16 protein-coding genes are annotated in these 17,199 nt (G+C 39.3%); 6 read left to right on the plus strand and 10 right to left on the minus strand.

What is annotated here, in order from left to right:
• The first annotated feature begins 182 nt into the window (after positions 1 to 182).
• Positions 183 to 1,742, plus strand: a complete 1,560-nt coding sequence (locus tag R2Q85_RS18105; protein ID WP_316813192.1) for a response regulator — start codon at positions 183 to 185, stop codon at positions 1,740 to 1,742.
• A 9-nt stretch (positions 1,743 to 1,751) separates the two neighbouring features.
• Here R2Q85_RS18105 and R2Q85_RS18110 read toward each other — a convergent pair whose 3' ends face one another.
• The 5 genes from R2Q85_RS18110 to R2Q85_RS18130 all read right to left on the minus strand — a co-directional run bounded on the left by R2Q85_RS18110 (position 1,752) and on the right by R2Q85_RS18130 (position 5,971).
• Positions 1,752 to 2,519 (minus strand): DUF2625 domain-containing protein, encoded by a 768-nt coding sequence (locus R2Q85_RS18110; protein ID WP_316813193.1) that lies wholly within the window; start codon positions 2,517 to 2,519, stop codon positions 1,752 to 1,754.
• An 18-nt stretch (positions 2,520 to 2,537) separates the two neighbouring features.
• Complete coding sequence (gene bcp, locus R2Q85_RS18115; protein WP_316813194.1) at positions 2,538 to 2,999, minus strand: thioredoxin-dependent thiol peroxidase; 462 nt, start codon at positions 2,997 to 2,999, stop codon at positions 2,538 to 2,540.
• A 5-nt stretch (positions 3,000 to 3,004) separates the two neighbouring features.
• Positions 3,005 to 4,729 carry a M23 family metallopeptidase gene (locus R2Q85_RS18120; protein WP_316813195.1) on the minus strand — a complete coding sequence of 575 codons (1,725 nt, stop codon included), beginning with the start codon at positions 4,727 to 4,729 and terminating at the stop codon, positions 3,005 to 3,007.
• A 4-nt stretch (positions 4,730 to 4,733) separates the two neighbouring features.
• Positions 4,734 to 5,345 (minus strand): fumarylacetoacetate hydrolase family protein, encoded by a 612-nt coding sequence (locus R2Q85_RS18125; RefSeq protein ID WP_316813196.1) that lies wholly within the window; start codon positions 5,343 to 5,345, stop codon positions 4,734 to 4,736.
• A gap of 110 nt (positions 5,346 to 5,455) precedes the next feature.
• Complete coding sequence (locus tag R2Q85_RS18130) at positions 5,456 to 5,971, minus strand: T9SS type A sorting domain-containing protein (protein ID WP_316813197.1); 516 nt, start codon at positions 5,969 to 5,971, stop codon at positions 5,456 to 5,458.
• 261 nt (positions 5,972 to 6,232) lie between these two features.
• Here R2Q85_RS18130 and R2Q85_RS18135 point away from each other — a divergent pair, with 261 nt between their 5' ends.
• Positions 6,233 to 8,185, plus strand: a complete 1,953-nt coding sequence (locus R2Q85_RS18135; RefSeq protein WP_316813198.1) for a KUP/HAK/KT family potassium transporter — start codon at positions 6,233 to 6,235, stop codon at positions 8,183 to 8,185.
• A 1-nt stretch (position 8,186) separates the two neighbouring features.
• On the opposite strand, the gene R2Q85_RS18140 is transcribed toward R2Q85_RS18135, so the two are convergent.
• From R2Q85_RS18140 to yihA, 5 genes are all read right to left on the minus strand, one after another.
• Complete coding sequence (locus R2Q85_RS18140) at positions 8,187 to 8,399, minus strand: hypothetical protein (protein WP_316813199.1); 213 nt, start codon at positions 8,397 to 8,399, stop codon at positions 8,187 to 8,189.
• Positions 8,400 to 8,996: 597 nt separating this feature from the next.
• Positions 8,997 to 10,937 (minus strand): amino acid permease, encoded by a 1,941-nt coding sequence (locus R2Q85_RS18145; protein ID WP_316813200.1) that lies wholly within the window; start codon positions 10,935 to 10,937, stop codon positions 8,997 to 8,999.
• 42 nt (positions 10,938 to 10,979) lie between these two features.
• On the minus strand, positions 10,980 to 12,695 hold the full coding sequence (locus R2Q85_RS18150) for a M3 family oligoendopeptidase (RefSeq protein ID WP_316813201.1): 1,716 nt from the start codon (positions 12,693 to 12,695) through the stop codon (positions 10,980 to 10,982).
• 5 nt (positions 12,696 to 12,700) lie between these two features.
• On the minus strand, positions 12,701 to 13,567 hold the full coding sequence (locus R2Q85_RS18155) for a UbiA-like polyprenyltransferase (RefSeq protein WP_316813202.1): 867 nt from the start codon (positions 13,565 to 13,567) through the stop codon (positions 12,701 to 12,703).
• Positions 13,568 to 13,582: 15 nt separating this feature from the next.
• Positions 13,583 to 14,212 carry a ribosome biogenesis GTP-binding protein YihA/YsxC gene (gene yihA / locus R2Q85_RS18160; protein WP_316813203.1) on the minus strand — a complete coding sequence of 210 codons (630 nt, stop codon included), beginning with the start codon at positions 14,210 to 14,212 and terminating at the stop codon, positions 13,583 to 13,585.
• A gap of 52 nt (positions 14,213 to 14,264) precedes the next feature.
• Here yihA and ubiE point away from each other — a divergent pair, with 52 nt between their 5' ends.
• From ubiE to R2Q85_RS18180, 4 genes are all read left to right on the plus strand, one after another.
• Positions 14,265 to 14,996, plus strand: coding sequence for a bifunctional demethylmenaquinone methyltransferase/2-methoxy-6-polyprenyl-1,4-benzoquinol methylase UbiE (gene ubiE, locus R2Q85_RS18165; RefSeq protein ID WP_316813204.1), 732 nt, complete (start codon positions 14,265 to 14,267; stop codon positions 14,994 to 14,996).
• 17 nt (positions 14,997 to 15,013) lie between these two features.
• The gene (locus R2Q85_RS18170) at positions 15,014 to 15,745 is read left to right on the plus strand and encodes an outer membrane beta-barrel protein (RefSeq protein WP_316813205.1); all 732 of its coding nucleotides are present in this window, start codon (positions 15,014 to 15,016) and stop codon (positions 15,743 to 15,745) included.
• A gap of 159 nt (positions 15,746 to 15,904) precedes the next feature.
• Entirely contained in the window at positions 15,905 to 16,669 is a 765-nt protein-coding gene (locus R2Q85_RS18175) for an SDR family NAD(P)-dependent oxidoreductase (RefSeq protein ID WP_316813206.1), read from the plus strand.
• A gap of 9 nt (positions 16,670 to 16,678) precedes the next feature.
• Positions 16,679 to 17,125, plus strand: coding sequence for a GatB/YqeY domain-containing protein (locus tag R2Q85_RS18180; RefSeq protein WP_316813207.1), 447 nt, complete (start codon positions 16,679 to 16,681; stop codon positions 17,123 to 17,125).
• The last annotated feature ends 74 nt before the right edge of the window (positions 17,126 to 17,199 follow it).

A 17,199-nucleotide genomic window follows, 5' to 3' on the forward strand; every position in this document is an offset into this window, starting at 1 on the left:
TTTTATGATTAACGCCAATATTTGAACAAAATGAACAGACATAATAGCATATGTATTACTGTCTAAAAGGTTACTTTTATTTTCATTGTAAAATATAGGGGATTTTAAAACTATTAACGAGCTTGTCTATGTTCATTTCTGTTTTATTCAGGAGGTTGAATGATATACCTATTTCAAAACGATTGCATTGCATAACAGGCTTTGTTGCTGCGATAGTCATAAGTGAATGTTATGTCTTATGGTTTTCGCCGGTATCTGCAACAGGTTATATCTTTGCGTTATCCTTGACCGCTGGTATGGTTGCGGCAATTCTTGCATTTTCTATAAAGGCAAGCCTTAAAAAAGGGATCGCAGACATCGTAACAGGAGCTGGGGAAATTAAAAATGGTGCGCTGAAAACCAGGGTGGATGCTTATGCAAAACATGAAATTAATATACTGGCATGGGCTTTTAACGAGCTGGCGGTTAAACTGGAACATCAAGCCAATGAGGTAGAACGCATAAGTGTGAGTTTGGCACAGGAGCAGGAGAGGGCTGCACATTATGAAAAGGTAAAACAGTACTTTCTGGTCAACATGAGCCACGAGATCCGGACGCCGATGAATGCAATATTGGGTTTCGCAAGACATCTTCAGGAGTCTTTGAAAGAAAAGGAACAGGTTGAATCTATTAAAATGATCATCAAATCGGGCGATCACTTATTGGTTACCTTAAATGACATTCTGGATTTTGCAAATATCGAAACCGGAGAGATCAGTTTCGTTTGTCTTCCTTTTAATTTAAGAGATACCATTCAGTCCATTTGTATGCTGATGGAATCTAATGCCAGGTTAAAAGAAATAGGACTGAGCTATACCATTGATCCTGATATTCCTGATGCTATCTATGGCGATTCGGTAAGGCTTACTCAAATTCTACTCAGTCTTACCTCCAATGCAGTTAAGTTTACAGAGAAAGGTGGGGTTTCTATTTCCGCCAGGGCAATCGCAGATCACGATGATCATGTGATTATTGAATTCCGGGTCAAAGATACGGGAATCGGCATACCTCCAGATAAACAAGAAAAGATCTTCAATCCATTCGAACAGGGAACCAATCATATGAAACGGAAATTTGGGGGTACAGGAATTGGCCTAAGCATTGTAAAGCATTTAATTGCTTTACAGGATGGCATTATACAATTGAAAAGTATGCCTGACGAGGGGTCTGAGTTTTATTTCAGGTTGTCGTTTCTTAAGGCACATGCCGGCAAGAGCTGGGAACAATCAGCGCACAATGCGCTTAGCCTGACTCAAGAGTCAGAAATAGGGAGGGGTGTCAATGTGCTTATCGTAGAGGATAATGCCATTAATCAGTTGTTGGTTATCAAGTTGCTGCAAAAAAAAGGATACCATACTACGGTTGCTGAAAACGGGAAAATAGCCTTGCATAAATATGCCAATACGGATTTTGATATTATTTTAATGGACCTTCAAATGCCCGAAATGGATGGATATGAAACGGCTATTCATATCCGTAGCATGAAATCCGATAAAAAGCATGTCCCAATTGTGGCCATGACAGCACATACGATTAAAGGAGAACGAGAAAAATGCCTCAGTATTGGTATGGATGATTACATTTCGAAACCATTTCATGCCAGCGAACTTTACGAAAAGATACAACTACTGGTAAAAAAGCAAACATTAGCTTTAAATGTGCAAGCAGATGTTATTGCCATGAAGGCACAGGCAAACCAGTAGTTAAGGAGGCTACTCAGATTTGCCGTTGTTTTTTACCTGGAGTTCCTGTTGCTTATTGAGGTTGAACTTGAAAAGTTCTTCAGTGCTTACAAGTTTACGACTGCATTTTTCTATATCCATTCCACCTTCAGTCCATAAGTAAGGACGGAAACTGTAAGATTTATTTCCGTCCAGGTTGGCAATGAACTGATCCCATGTAGACCATCGGAGGCGCTTATAAAATTCGGAGAGGTTGCCGTCAAGACAAAAGCGGATAAATTCTGTATAACCAAGCTCAAGGGGTTCCCATTTCAAACTATTGGGAGCCAGGTAATAAATAGATTTTAAATCTTCTCCAAACTCGCCGTAATTTATGGCAAAGAAACCGCCTGCAGCATCATCGGCAACTAAAAGGTAAGGGGGCTTATCTCCATATTCTTTTATGGTTTTCCCTTTGTTCCATCCAGAAACGGAACGGTTTAGTTTTACATTTCCCGACCCTAAAATCCTTAGCCATCCCTGGTCAACCATAATTCCGCCGGTGTTGTAAATTACTGCTCCTAAAGTAGAAAATGTTGAAACTTGGGTGTTCAGAAGGGCATTCCTGGCCTCGGTTGAATCTGCTTCCAGTATCTCGATTTTATTTTTTGCCGAATCAATCCATTTTTGTACAAGCGGCCAGGCCGGGTCGTTTTTGTCAATCAACTCATCTAAACTTTGCATCTTATTTTGTGCAAAGGACACTAACGAAAAAAGGCTGATACCGAATACGTAGAGGAGTCTGATGATACTTTTCATTCTTTGAATTTACAGAAATTATTTTCCCAATTCCAATACCTGTGCCGTTGAATTCGCGGTATCCACTTTTTTAATGATATGCGCAATATTACCTTCTTCATCGATAATAAAGGTAGTTCTGACTGTGCCCATGTATTTTTTGCCATACATATTTTTTTCGGCCCAAACACCATATGCCTGCACTATTTTATGGTCTGTGTCAGCAAGCAGCGTAAAAGGAAGGTTGTGTTTGGTGATAAACTTATGGTGTGATTTTTCATCATCCACACTTACCCCCAAAACAACATAACCTTTAGCTGTTAATCCCTGGTAATTGTCTCTGAAATCGCATGCTTCTGCAGTACAACCGGGAGTGTCATCTTTAGGGTAAAAATAAAGTACAACTTTTTTGCCGGCAAACTGTGCTAAGGTTACCGTGTTGCCATTCTGGTCTTTTGCGGAAAAGCTTGGAGCTTTCTGGCCTTCTTTTAATTCGCTCATAGTATTTATCTATAAAATGTAATGGTATGATTTCTGTTGTTATCTTTCATGTCAGTAACAATTACCTCCAGGGTATGTTTTCCGGGAGGGGTTCTATCATCGAAAGTATGCCATAAAGATGCCGTTTTGGTGTCAAATTCCATTAATACCCATTTGCCATCAATGTAGCCATTAAAATTTTTAATACCAGAAAGGTTATCCCTTATTTTGAAGGACATTTTGCTGATGCCCTTCATATTTTTACCATCAGTAATATTAACAGGTATAATGCTGGGAGGGATAGTATCTAAGGCAATAAAAAAACTGCCGAAATTGCGGGGTTTAGCCTTTATATATCCATTTTCAAAATAACCACCCTGCGATGCCCTGCCGGAGTTCACAATCAGTGCTTTTTCTTTGTATTTGTTTAAGGCGCTGTCTGCCTTAATCCATAGTTCAAAGCTGATATGCAAGGGTGTTTGGTTGTTGTGGATCTGGTGCATTTCAGAATAGGCATTGCCCATTGGCTTGGGCAACCTTTTATATAAAAAGTTGAGGTCGTTGTATAAACTTCCTTTTGGAATGATCACTTTAATGGCATCATTGTTAAATTCATTTTGATTTGCATAAGAAAAATTTAAGGTGCCGGTAGGGAGAGCTGGCGGATGAATTACCGCACTGGCATTTGCCTGCACATTAAAGGTCAGTATACTTTTATTGCCTGCACCATCGGTAACCGTATATTTCAGTTTGTGTAGTGTACCATCAGTAAATTCGATCCGGCCGTTGTTGACCAGATTGCTGTAAATTTTAAGCGGATTGCCAGGGTCTACAAAGCTCTTTTGTATACTTCGTTTTGTATTCAGATAGGTAGGGTAATCTATATGCGAGTTAATGCCTTTGCTGTTTTCAAAAGAAAATTTTTCGAGGGAGGATGCATAAACCTGCCTGCCGTCTAATTCAAGCTCTATTGAATATACTCCATTTGTTCCGGATGCACCATTGTGTTTGTCGGTGGTAACAATTCCAAAACCCACCTCCCCATTTAAATTAATGGTGTTGACTTTGTTGAGATGGTAATTGCCTGCGCTACCAGCAACCTGAAAATATTGTTTTGGGATAAATTCGTTAAAAGGGCTCTTGTTCAGGCGATACACATACATAGCATAAATAACAGGAGGTATGTTGTCAGGTATTTCCAGGCCGAATAATTGAGGGTTGATTGTAGCTTCTGTTTTGGTATCCCTGATCTCGAAATGTAGGTGAGGCCCGCCCGAGCTGCCAGTATTACCGGTATAGGCTATGATGTCTCCTTTGCGTACAGGTATTTGTATGGAATTTGGGAACTCATCAATTTCATATGTTTTCTTCTGATACTGAACAGTCTTTACCTGTTGTGCTATTTTAGGGTTGAAGCGTTGTAAGTGTCCGTAAACCGAAGTGAATCCATTTGGATGGCTGATATATAGTGCCAAACCAAAGCCGCTGTTCTGGACACGCAGGCGGGATATGTAACCATCCGCAATGGCATATACGGGATATCCTTCACGCTGATTGGTGCGGTAATCCATCCCCGAGTGAAAGTGATTGGCCCTTAATTCGCCAAATGAACCTGCAAGGGCAGGGGGAACAATGTCTAAAGGAGACCTGAAATCTACCAGCGGATATTTATTGCCACTAAATATTTGCTGACCATTTGCATTTATTGAAAATATAACTGCAAATGCAATGAGTATATTTCTTTTAATCATTAAGCTATTTTATATCAAAATTAAGTAGCTGTTGCCCCTGCAGCCAGCCTTCCAGTTTATCACCTGGTTTTACCTGTCCAACGCCTTCAGGGGTACCTGTAAAGATCAGGTCTCCTTTTTTGAGCGTAATGTATTGAGACACAAAAGCGATGATCCTTTCAAAGGAGAATAAAATATTCCTGGTATTGCCATGTTGCCTGGATTCAGCATTAATCTTTAATTCAAAGTTAAGGTTATTCAGGTCTTCGATAGCCGTTTTAGGGATGAAACTGCTGATAGCTGCAGAATTGTCGAATGCCTTTGCCAATTCCCAGGGTAGACCTTTGGCTTTATGCGCATTTTGGATGTCTCTGGCAGTGAAATCTATGCCTAAACCTAGCTCTTCGTAGTATTTGTGTGCAAATTTTTCCGCTATATGTTTACCTTCCTTAGCGATCTTCAATACGATTTCAAGTTCATAATGAATATCTGACGAGAAATCCGGAATATAAAAAGGTTTGTTGTCTTTTAAAATAGCGGTGTCTGGCTTTAAGAATATAACCGGTTTATCAGGTATCGGATTGTTTAGTTCTTTGGCGTGTTCGGCGTAGTTGCGTCCTATGGCAATTATCTTCATGCGGGATCGGTGTTTTTTGAAATAACTAACAAGGATTAAGCCATGATGGGCTCAATGTTCAAAATTACTAAAGAAATAGGAGGCGAGCAATTTGTATGGAAGAGATGTGGTTATAAAACAGATATTCTTTTTACAACGGTCTCGGTACCAGACATTATTTTTAGAAAATAAATACCGCTGTTTAACCGGTTAGGAATGGTGTAACTTTTTGTTTGTTCCCCCGCAGGGATTCTTTCATTTGAAAGGGTCACCACTTCATTGCCCAGGAGGTCCATAATTTTAACAGAGAGGTTGGATTCCCTGTCCATACGTAAAATCAGGTTAATCTGATCATCAACCGGATTTGGATATACCTTTAAGACAGCCAGTATTTTTTCCTGTTTAACATTATTCAGACCCTTATTACCGGAAATTAAATCATTGTATTGCAAGTACCCAAGGTTATATTTTGGCTTATAAGTAGGTACATTGGCTTTAATTTGAGGAGTTTTATTGATCTTCTTTGCCCTGATGCTGGTGGTTGAACTATCTGTACGCTGACCGAAAACACTAACGCTGCACAAAACACTCATGCATATGATGCAGGAAATATTCAGGAGATGCGCTATTTTTCGTTGTATCTTCATGTTTGGTAGCCAAAAATATAAATAATAAAATTAAAAAGTCAATGATTTTAAATACTAATTTAATATTTAACAATATTTAACATGTTTAACCGTTTAATAGCGTTTGTGTTTTTTTAGCTGCTAAAGGTCTTCTTTAATATTAATGGACTGAATTTTATTTATTTACTGTACTTTTGCCCACTGATTTTTCTTAGAATCTGATTGTTTTAAGAACAAACACATATCGGTTTTGTTAAATAGTGTGAATTATATCATAAAATAGTGTCGAGTCATAAGAGTTTTAACACGCTTTCCGCAGGAGGATTATTAGTAAGTTTAGGAATAGTATATGGTGATATTGGGACCTCGCCGCTCTATACCCTCAAAGCAATTTTTAATTCGGTCGTTGGGGGTGGTCAGGAAGTTACCTCAGACCTGGTTCTTGGAGCACTTTCCTGCATCATCTGGACACTTACCCTGCAAACAACCATTAAATATGTTGTAATTACATTAAGGGCTGATAACAAAGGCGAAGGTGGTATATTTTCACTTTATTCGCTGGTACGCAAAAATGCCAAATGGTTGGTTATTCCGGCTGTTGTTGGCGGATGTGCCTTATTGGCAGATGGAATTATTACACCAAGTATTACCGTAACATCGGCTATAGAAGGGCTACAATTGAAATTTCCCACTGTAAGTGTGATCCCCATTGTACTTGCCATCATTACAGGGTTGTTTGTCATACAGCAGTTTGGCACCAATCTGGTTGGTAAGCTTTTTGGCCCGATTATGTTTCTTTGGTTTGGTGCACTTGGCTTAATAGGTATCTTATTTGTGGTACAGGATTTCAGTATTTTTAAAGCGCTTAATCCATATTATGCATTTAATTTGCTGGTCAATAATCCAATGTCACTGCTCATTCTTGGAGGGGTGTTTTTATGTACAACCGGAGCCGAAGCACTGTATTCAGATATGGGACATTGTGGACGTACCAATATAAGGGTAAGCTGGATTTTTGTGAAAATCATGCTGATTTTAAATTATCTGGGACAGGGTGTGTGGATTTTACACCATGGCAATTACGATACAGGTTTAAATCCCTTCTTTGAAATTGTTCCTGCGCCTTATCTGTTATTTATGGTTGCCCTTGCAACTGTGGCGGCTGTAATTGCCAGCCAGGCTATGATTACGGGATCATTTACACTGATCTCCGAAGCCGTAAGGTTAAACCTCTGGCCGAAAGTACGGATCAACTATCCAAGTAACCAGAAGGGGCAAATCTACGTACCCTCCATCAACTGGATCCTTTGGGCAGGATGTATTGCCATTGTTTTGATATTTAAAAATTCAGGAGCAATGGAGGGGGCTTATGGTCTGGCCATAAACCTTACTTTTTTATCCACTACCATATTGATTGCTGCGTACATGAAGCGCAAAAAAGTACCGGTATATGTTATTGGTATTTTTCTCGCCATTTATGTACTGCTCGAAATGACATTTTTAGTGGGAAATATGGCTAAATTCCTGCATGGAGGTTGGGTGACTGTTTTGATTGGCTCGGCCCTGTTCACGGTAATGTGGAGCTGGTATGTAGCGCGTAAAATTAAAAACAGGTTTGTTAAATATGTTGAAATTGAAGACTATTTCCAGATCATTAAAGAGCTAAGTGAAGACATTTCTGTTCCTAAATATTCTTCTCAGCTGGTTTATCTAACCAGTGCCAATTTTAAAACAGAAATAGAGTCTAAAATTATTTATTCTATCATCCAGAAAGAACCGAAAAGGGCTGATGTATACTGGCTCGTGCATGTGGATGTGGTTGATGAGCCTTTTACAAGAGATTATAAAGTTGAATTTCTGATCCCTGGTAAACTGATCCGAATTGATTTTAAACTGGGATTCAGGGTAGAGCAACGGGTTAACCTTTTGTACAGAAAAGTGATTGAAGAACTCGTTAAAAATGGCGAAGTTGATATTACAAGTCAGTATACCTCGCTAAATAAACATAAAATTGCAGGCGATTTCAGGTTTGTACTTCTGGAGAAGCACCTGTCCAAGTTCTCCAAGCTAAGTCTTTATGAGCGTACCATTATGGATTATTATTTCATTCTGAAGCGCTTAAGTCTTTCTGAAGAAAGAAGTTTTGGTCTGGACTCCAGCTATGTTGATGTGGAGAAGGTGCCGCTAATTTTTGTTACACCCGATGATATAGAACTGAACAGATTACCGGTTTAGACTAATCTTCTTCACCAATTTTAAGTAAATGATCATAAGTTATGCCGTATAACTTAGCCGCTTTATTGATCATGCTTTCTGTTGGGTAGATAAAATCATCTTCAATTTTCTGATAGGTGCCAACGGCAGTTTTTAAAAGCAATGCTGTATATTCTTCAGACGCACCTGCTTGTGTGCGTAAGATCCTGAATTTTTGACCGAGAGTCATTTTCATCAATTTCATTTTTCTGCTGTAATTGGTTTTACATTTATCGGTTGTTAAATATACTACAATAGGTCAAATATTAATTAAAAATTAATTATTTGTAATTTTTAGCAATAATATGAGCTCTTTTACAATATTTTTATGGGCAATTGGTACTGTCTGGTACAGCAATGCTGAGATCTCGGGAATGGATATCGGCAACTAGGGTCTTTAATGGTGATCCAGAGGTCGCTTGTTGGGTTTTTAGTCCTACCAGAATCCTTTTATACTCCCTGAATATTCCTTTATTAGACCTGTGCCTAAAAATGGAGAATGCAGTGTCTTATATGCAAACTCTGGGAAAGAATTATTAAAAAGAATATGGATAAATAACAAAAAAGGAAAGGCAAACTTTACAAGGTCTAATAAAGAAGGCTCCGGGGAGGAGCCTTTATTGCTGGTCGTCCAACCAAACAATTATAGGGATAATTAGGAGGGCAATTTAATTCGGTTGAATTGATTCCATTATGGAATTAACTCAACATTGTAATAAATTACTAGCCTAATGTAAAGATATATTCTTAAAATTTATAATAAAAATCGAAAATTTTTCTAATGAGTAATTTTTTATACATTTAGTTTACTATTTTTATAGCCATAAAGAAAATAAACAACCAATCCTATAATAAGCCAGATACCGAACCCCATCCAATTGGAGATACCAAGCTCGCACATCATATAAAGACAACTGATCAGCCCCAGAACCGGTATAAGCGATAGGTTTTTGGTGACGCAGAACCAGGTAACGCAAAGGCTGATAAAGAAAAATATCCACATCGGGATTTTGTGTCTGAATAGCTTCCAGCCTGTTTCATATTTCTTTGCAGTGCTGATGGCTGATTTGTCCAGGAAACTTTGGTATTGTTGTTCACTCAATTTGTTCAAATAAGCCTCCGCATCAATATTATGGCCAATCAGGTTTACTTTTGCCTGTTCTGCTTTAATTTCCGCTTTAATCGTTGCCCTTTCTGCATCACTTAATGATGTGATGATTTTTACAGGGTCATTTATAACGGGTTTATTAAATAAGAAAGCTGTAGTCTCCTTTTTGTATTGGGTAAAGCCAAAAACCAGTATGCTGATAAACAATAGCGGAATGATGTATTTTGAGTTTACATAAGGGATTTTAAACTTTCCCCTTTTGACCTCTGGTTTATTCTGTAAAACCAACACTCCTGCACAAACCAATACAAAAGCAAATAAAGTCCCAATTGAACACAGATCGGTAACAATGGTCAGGTTCATGAATAAGGAGGGCACAGCCACCACAAATCCTACAACAATGGTAGCAAAAGAAGGGGTCTTGTATTTTGGATGAATTTTAGAAAATGACTTGGGTAGCAGACCATCCCGGCTCATACTCATCCAGATCCTGGGCTGGCCCATTTGAAATACGAGCAATACGCTGGCCATGGCAAAAACTGCGCTTACCGCTATAATCCCACTCATAAGTTTCAGATTGATCTGATCAAATACAAATGCCAGAGGATCGCCGACAGCCAGGAGATTATAATTTACAATGCCTGTTAACACCAATGCAATAGCCACGTACAATATAGTGCAAATGATAATTGCCCACATCATTCCCCTTGGTAGGTCCCTTTGTGGGTTTTTACATTCTTCGGCAGTAGTAGATATGGCATCAAAACCTATGTAAGCAAAGAATACTGCCGAAACACCTTTCAGTACACCCGACACACCATTTGGTGCAAAAGGATTCCAGTTTTTTGTATCTACATAAAAAACACCTACCGCTAGTACCAGTAAAATTACAGCCAGCTTTACTACAACCATTGCGTTACTGGCATTTCTTGATTCTTTCATACCTCTGTATACCAGCCAGGTGATGAAGATAATGATGCCCAATGCCGGCAAGTCTGCAACCAGATGGAAATCGCCGATTCTTGGTGCAGTGTTCCAGGCATTGCTCGCAATCCGTATAGCGTCGTCTAGGCTGGTAAAACTTTTGCCTGCATGGGTTAATGCTTCGGCATGTTTATGCCCATTATAAGCCGTAAGGTAATCCATAGTCATCCAATCTGGCAAATGAATGCCGTTTATATTCAGCGCCGGAATACGTATGGAAGAGAGTAGTCCGGTAAAATAATCGGACCAGGAGATGGCTACTGTGATATTACCTATAGCATATTCCATAATCAGTGACCAGCCTATGATCCAGGCAACCAACTCACCAAAAGCTACATAAGAATAGGTATAGGCACTACCAGAAACAGGCACCATCGCGGCAAATTCCGCATAGGCAAAGGCAGCAAAACTGCAAGCCACAGCGGTAAAGATAAATAAAAAGATAACAGCAGGACCTCCATCGGCGCTGGCCTTACCAATAGTGCTAAAGATACCAGCTCCAATAATAGCGGCAATCCCGAAAGCCGTAAGATCTCTTACTCCTAAAGTTTTATGCAGGGAAGTTCCATGCTCAGCGTAACCTTTCTCAGCATCAGCTAATATTTTCTCAATAGATTTTTTCCTGAATAGTTTTTCAAGCATAAATAGTTAGGTATAATCAAACTTATAAATTTAGTTTGTAAACTAACCTAATTTCTGCAATTCATCTTTTACAAAGCCGGCAAGTTCTTCGATATAGGCTAAACTAAAGTCGAATTTTATTCCTGCTGTTTCATAAATTTCATTGATTGGTTTTGTATAACCCAGAGAAAGCGCATCGAGGTATTGTTGTAAAGCTTTTGAAGGGTTCTCTTTGTAATTTTTCCAGATGGCAATTGCGCCCAGCTGAGCAATGGCATATTCAATGTAATAAAAAGGGACCTCAAAAAGGTGTAATTGTTTTTGCCACAGGTTGCCGGATTCTTTCTCCAATCCTTCCCAGTTTGCAAAACCAGCACCAAAACGGTCATAAATCTGCTTAAAAGCATTTTCACGATCCGCTGCATTGTGTGTAGGGTTGGTATAGATCCAATGCTGAAACTGATCAATAACGGCTACCCATGGCAGGGTTTTAAGCACATCCACCAGTTGCTCTTTTTTTGCACGCAGCAGGTCCTCTTCATTGTCGAAGTAGAGGTGCCAGTTGTCCATAGAAATTAGTTCCATACTCATTGAGGCAAGTTCTGCTACTTCTGAAGGACAATGTTTAAAATCGTTAAGCTCCAGGTTTGCAGTGAGGAAAGTATGAACCGCATGCCCGCCTTCATGTACCATTGTGGTTAAATCCCGCAAAGAATTGGCAGAATTCATAAATATGAAAGGGGCACCAGTTTCTGCCAGCGGGTAATTGTATCCGCCCGGCGCCTTACCCTTCCTGCTTTCTACATCAAAAAGATTATTCACTTTCATAATGGATAGCATCTGTCCCAGTTTAGGGTCAATTGCGTTGAAACAAGCGATACTTTTATCTACCAGTTCTGTGCCATTCTTAAATGGCTTAAGTGCCGGCTTTCCGGTTGTACTCACTTCCATATCCCATGGTTTAAGCACTGCTATGCCTAACAATTCGGCTCTTTTTTCTGCCTGTTCTTTAAGAATAGGCACTATCTGTTTTTCAATAGCCTCATGAAACTGATAACAATCCTGAGGGCTGTAATCAAATCGGCCCAGCGCCTGGAACATATAATCCCTGTAATTTTCAAAGCCAGCGTTTAAGGCTACCTGGTGACGCATAGCAATTAACTCATCAAACAGCATATTTAAATCGTCCTTGTCAACCATACGGCGCTGTTGTATGGTTTCCCATGCCTGCTGCCTTATTTGTCTGTCTGTATCTTTAATGAAGTTTGCAGCCTGTTCCAGTGTATATTCCTGGCCATTGATGGTTACAGTCATGGCGCCAGTAACCGCCTGGTATCTCTGTTGGGTAACCTGTAATTTGGTGAGTAGCTCAACGTTTTCTTCACGATAAATTTCCAGTGCTTTTCGAATTGCCCTGATGTAAACAAAGTATTTTTCCTGATCCAGTTCATCAATAAATGGACTGTCATTAAATTTCTGGTTCAACTTGTTGGCAACCGGAGAAATTTTTGGTTCAATCTCGGTGGCAAAATACTGAAAGGCCTTCACAAGATTCTCGTTTGCTGTATCACAGCTCATCCTGATGTAGCGCCAGGCAAAATCCTCTTCCAGAGCAGCTTCCAGCTCGCTTTTGTCTTTAAGCCAATGTTCCAGTTCCTGAACATTATTAATCGGGCGTTCTAAAAGTTCGTTTAAAATAACCTCCAGGTTCTCCCATTTGATTTGAAGGTCTTGAGGGATATAAACTCTTTTTTTCTTGGGTATGGTAAGGTTGATCATTGGATCTAAAAATTATAATTAGTTCTTAAAAAAGCATCAAGCAAAAAGCAAAAAGCAAAAATAACAGAAGCCATGCCGTTGGTAGTGGCAAATGCTTTGTTCACCTTACTGATGTCATTAGGTTTTACCAGTAAATGCTGATATATCAGCATGAAACAAAAAAATGCAACCCCAATATAATACACCCAGCTAAAAGTAGTAAAACAAACCGGTAGTATAACGCATGCTGCAGACAAAACGTGCAAACCTACTGATAGATTTAAAGCATTTTTGATACCAAGGGCTGCAGGAATGGAATGCAATTTTTCATCTCTGTCAAAATCTTCATCCTGGAGGGCATAAATGATGTCGAAACCGCTAACCCAAAATAATACGGCAAAAGAGTACAGTACAGGTACCAGGTTAAATGTTCCTGTTACTGCAATATAAGCACCAATAGGGGCCAGCGAAAGACCAAGTCCTAAGACCAGGTGACATAAAGCGGTAAATCTCTTTGTGTAGCTATAAAACAGGACCACAAACAGCGCAACAGGCGAAAGGTAAAAGCACAGACTATTGATGAAGGCTGTTGTAATGATGAAAAGAACACAATTGATGATCACAAAAATCAGTGCTTCGTTTGCCGAGATTTTACCGGCAGGGATGTCGCGCATTTTAGTTCTTGGATTTTTAGCATCAATATTTCTATCCAGATATCTGTTAAAAGCCATGGCCGAATTGCGTGCAAATACCATGCATAGCAAAACCAATATAAGTTTAGGCCAGTTAAACAGGTTTTCTGTAGTAGTTACACCCAAAAAAAAACCAATCAATGCAAAAGGCAAGGCAAAGACAGAATGGGCAAACAGGACCAGTGAAAAATATTTCTTCATGAATCAATTATAATTTTATGGATTGGGAGGCGGAGGCAAAACGGGCATTGCAAAATCCTGGTTTACCTGTTCAATAAATTCCAGTACTTTTTCTTTTCCCGTTCCTTTTTCTGCCGAAGTTACAAAATAAGGAGGGATCTCTTCAAACCAGCCTCCCAGTGCTTTTTTAAATAAAGCAATATTCTTATCCGTTTTTACAGTTGATTGTTTATCTGCTTTTGTAAAGATCAGTGCAAAGGGAATCTGGATTTCTCCCATCCAGCAGCAAAATTCAAGATCTATCTTTTGTGGTTCCAGTCTGCTGTCTATCAAAACGAATACACATTGCAGGCTTTCTCTTTTTGTGATGTAGTTGCGGATAAATTTTTCCCAGTTTTCCCTGCTGCTTTTGGATACTTTTGCATAGCCATAACCGGGTAAATCGACAATATACCATTTTTCGTTGATCAGAAAATGATTGATAAGCTGGGTTTTACCAGGCCTTTGTGAGGTCTTTGCCAATCCATGCTGGTTAACCAACATATTGATCAGTGATGATTTGCCTACGTTTGACCGTCCAATAAATGCATATTCGGGCATATTGGCTACAGGTAAGGCAGATACCTTTGTATTACTGCAAATAAATGTTGCTGATTTTATAATCATTTGACAAAGGTAGAAAAATAGAATTCAACAATACTTATCTTTACGCCATACTATGAACGAAAACATTACACCCTATCAATCTCAAACTTCAACAAAGAAGGAGCAGGTAGCCGATATGTTTAATAACATTTCGGGAACTTACGATTTTTTAAATCATTTTATGTCACTCGGGATAGACATGCTATGGCGTAAGAAGGCGATCCGGGCACTCCAGTCTGTCCGGCCGCGTATAATGCTGGATGTGGCAACCGGGACCGGTGATTTTGCATTTGAGGCGATAAAAATCCTGCAACCAGAGCAGATTATTGGGGTTGATATTTCAGAAGGGATGCTGGACGTGGCCCGGAAAAAAATACGGAAAAGGAATTTACAACATATTTTTTCTGTTGAACTGGGCGATTCGGAAGGGCTGCATTTTAAGGATGATTATTTTGATGCCATAACAGTAGCGTTTGGGGTAAGGAATTATGAAAATCTGGAAAAAGGACTTGCCGATATGCACCGGGTTTTAAAGCCAGGTGGAAAAATGGTTATCCTTGAGTTTTCGAAACCCAGGGCTTTCCCGATAAAGCAAGGTTATAATTTTTATTTTAAATACATTACGCCTTTATTGGGTAAGTTGTTCTCCAAAGATCAGCGCGCTTACGAATATCTGCCAGAATCAGTGGCAGCATTTCCAGACGGTGAAGATTTTATCCGTTTAATGGATAGGGTTGGTTTTAAAGAAACCAGGGATATTCGGCTTACTTTTGGAATTAGTGCCATATATACCGGTATTAAATGAGGTTATAGCCGAACAGGATGCTAAAAAAATACATATACCTGCTGATTTTTTGCTTTTTTGCTTTGCCCGAGGCAAAAGCTCAGAATTGGGGTGGCGGAGTAGATGATGCGGGCCTGCATTTTGGTTTTACTTTTCAGTACATCGCTTCAGAGTATAAAATATTAAAGAAAGAAAATTGGCCTGATCCTTTCATTGATCAGGACAGTGGTTTACCTGTATCAGGATCTTTAAGGTCTTTATCTTCCAAATCTTCACCCGGCTTTGGGATTGGTTTTGTGGTAAACCAGCGCATCAGTGAAAATGCAGATATCAGGTTCACACCCAGTCTTGTTTTTAACGACCGTCTGGCTTATTATGATTTTGAAGGAACGGAGAGCCCAATAGAAAAGAAGGTACAGGCAACTATGATAGACCTGCCCCTTGGGATTAAAATAAAATCGGACAGACGAAATAATTTCAGGGCTTATGTGATTGGCGGAGCAAAATACTCCATGGACATTGCCTCAAAGAAAAGAAGTAACGATGCGCCAAATGCCCCGATGGAGAAGTTTTTAAAGAATAAAAAGAACTTTTTGTCTTATGAAGCGGGTTTCGGCTTTGATCTTTACTTTGAGTACTTCAAAATGTCGCCTGAAATCAAGTTGTCCTATTCTTTCAAAGATGTGCTGAAAAACGATCCCAATCCTTATTCTGCACCTATTGATAAACTCCTGTTGCGACATGTGACTTTCAGTTTATTTTTCGAGTAAGCTGCCTAATAAAAAATTAATAGCTTTGCTTGTTGAAAAGGAATCGTTCTTTCCTATTTAATGATTAAAAAATTTGAGTTAAATGAGCCTTCATGAATTAAAATCAGCAAAATATTGTTTAAAGTTCATAGTAGCTCATCAACAGATAAAAGACAAAAGATGATCCAGATGAAAACGGCATTAATTACCGGGGCAACCTCGGGTATCGGAGCAGCATGTGCCCATTTATTTGCAGCGCAGGGTTATAATTTAATTTTGGTGGCAAGAAGAGCACAATTGCTTACAGATCATGCAAAGCATCTTGAAGACAAGTACGCCGTAACAGTAAAGAAAATTGTAGCTGACGTAAGAGATTTTGAAAATCTGTCGTACCACCTGGAAACTTTGCCGGCCCAATGGAAAAAAGTAAATGTCCTGATCAACAACGCGGGTTTAAGTCAGGGACTGGAACCGATCAATAAAGGCAGTGTTGAAGACTGGGATACCATGATCGATACCAATATTAAAGGGCTGCTTTATTCGACAAAGATCGTATCTAACTGGATGGTGGCAGAAAAAAGTGGACACATCATTAATATCGGTTCCATTGCCGGGAAAGAGGTGTATCCGAATGGTAACGTTTATTGTGCCACAAAACATGCTGTTGATGCCTTGAGTAAGGGAATGAGGATTGATTTATTGCCACACGGAATAAAAGTTACGGCAATTCATCCCGGGCTTGTAGAAACAGAATTTTCCATTGTCCGTTTTAAAGGAGATGAAGGAAGAGCCAAAAAGGTATATGATGGTTTGGAGCCATTAATTGCAGACGACATTGCTGAGGCCATATGGTTTGTAGTCAGCAGGCCGGCCCATGTGAATATAAATGACATGCTGATTATGCCAACAGCGCAGGCAACGGGAACAATAATAGAAAGGAAATAACAGAAGATTATGATATCGAATACAATAGACCAGGAAATAAAACAAGCTATGCTGGCCAAAGACCAGGCTAAGCTCAGAGGACTAAGAGCAATTAAAGCAGCCTTGCTGCTGGCAAAAACAGAAAAGGGCACAGCAGAAGAAATCACCGAAGAAACAGAACTGAGACTTTTACAAAAGCTGATTAAACAAAGAAAAGAATCAGCTGACATTTATAAGCAACAGGGTCGGGAAGATCTGAGCAAAGTTGAAGAAGAAGAAATAGAAGTGATCAGCGCATTTATGCCCAGGCAATTGGATGAGGCTGAAATTGGACAGATCATTGCCAGGATCATAACCGATTCGGGAGCTGTTTCCGTTAAAGATATGGGTAAGGTAATGGGGCTGGCGAACAAGGAGCTTGCCGGCAAAGCAGACGGAAAGTTAGTTGCTGAACTGGTAAAAAAGCAATTGGCATAAATTGTGCTGCAAAGTAATGATAAAGCTATTTTCTATAATTAATATATTAAATTACATTAAATTAATTTTACTCT

It is taken from the genome of Pedobacter heparinus (assembly GCF_032678725.1).
Taxonomy (GTDB): Bacteria; Bacteroidota; Bacteroidia; order Sphingobacteriales; family Sphingobacteriaceae; genus Pedobacter; species Pedobacter heparinus_A.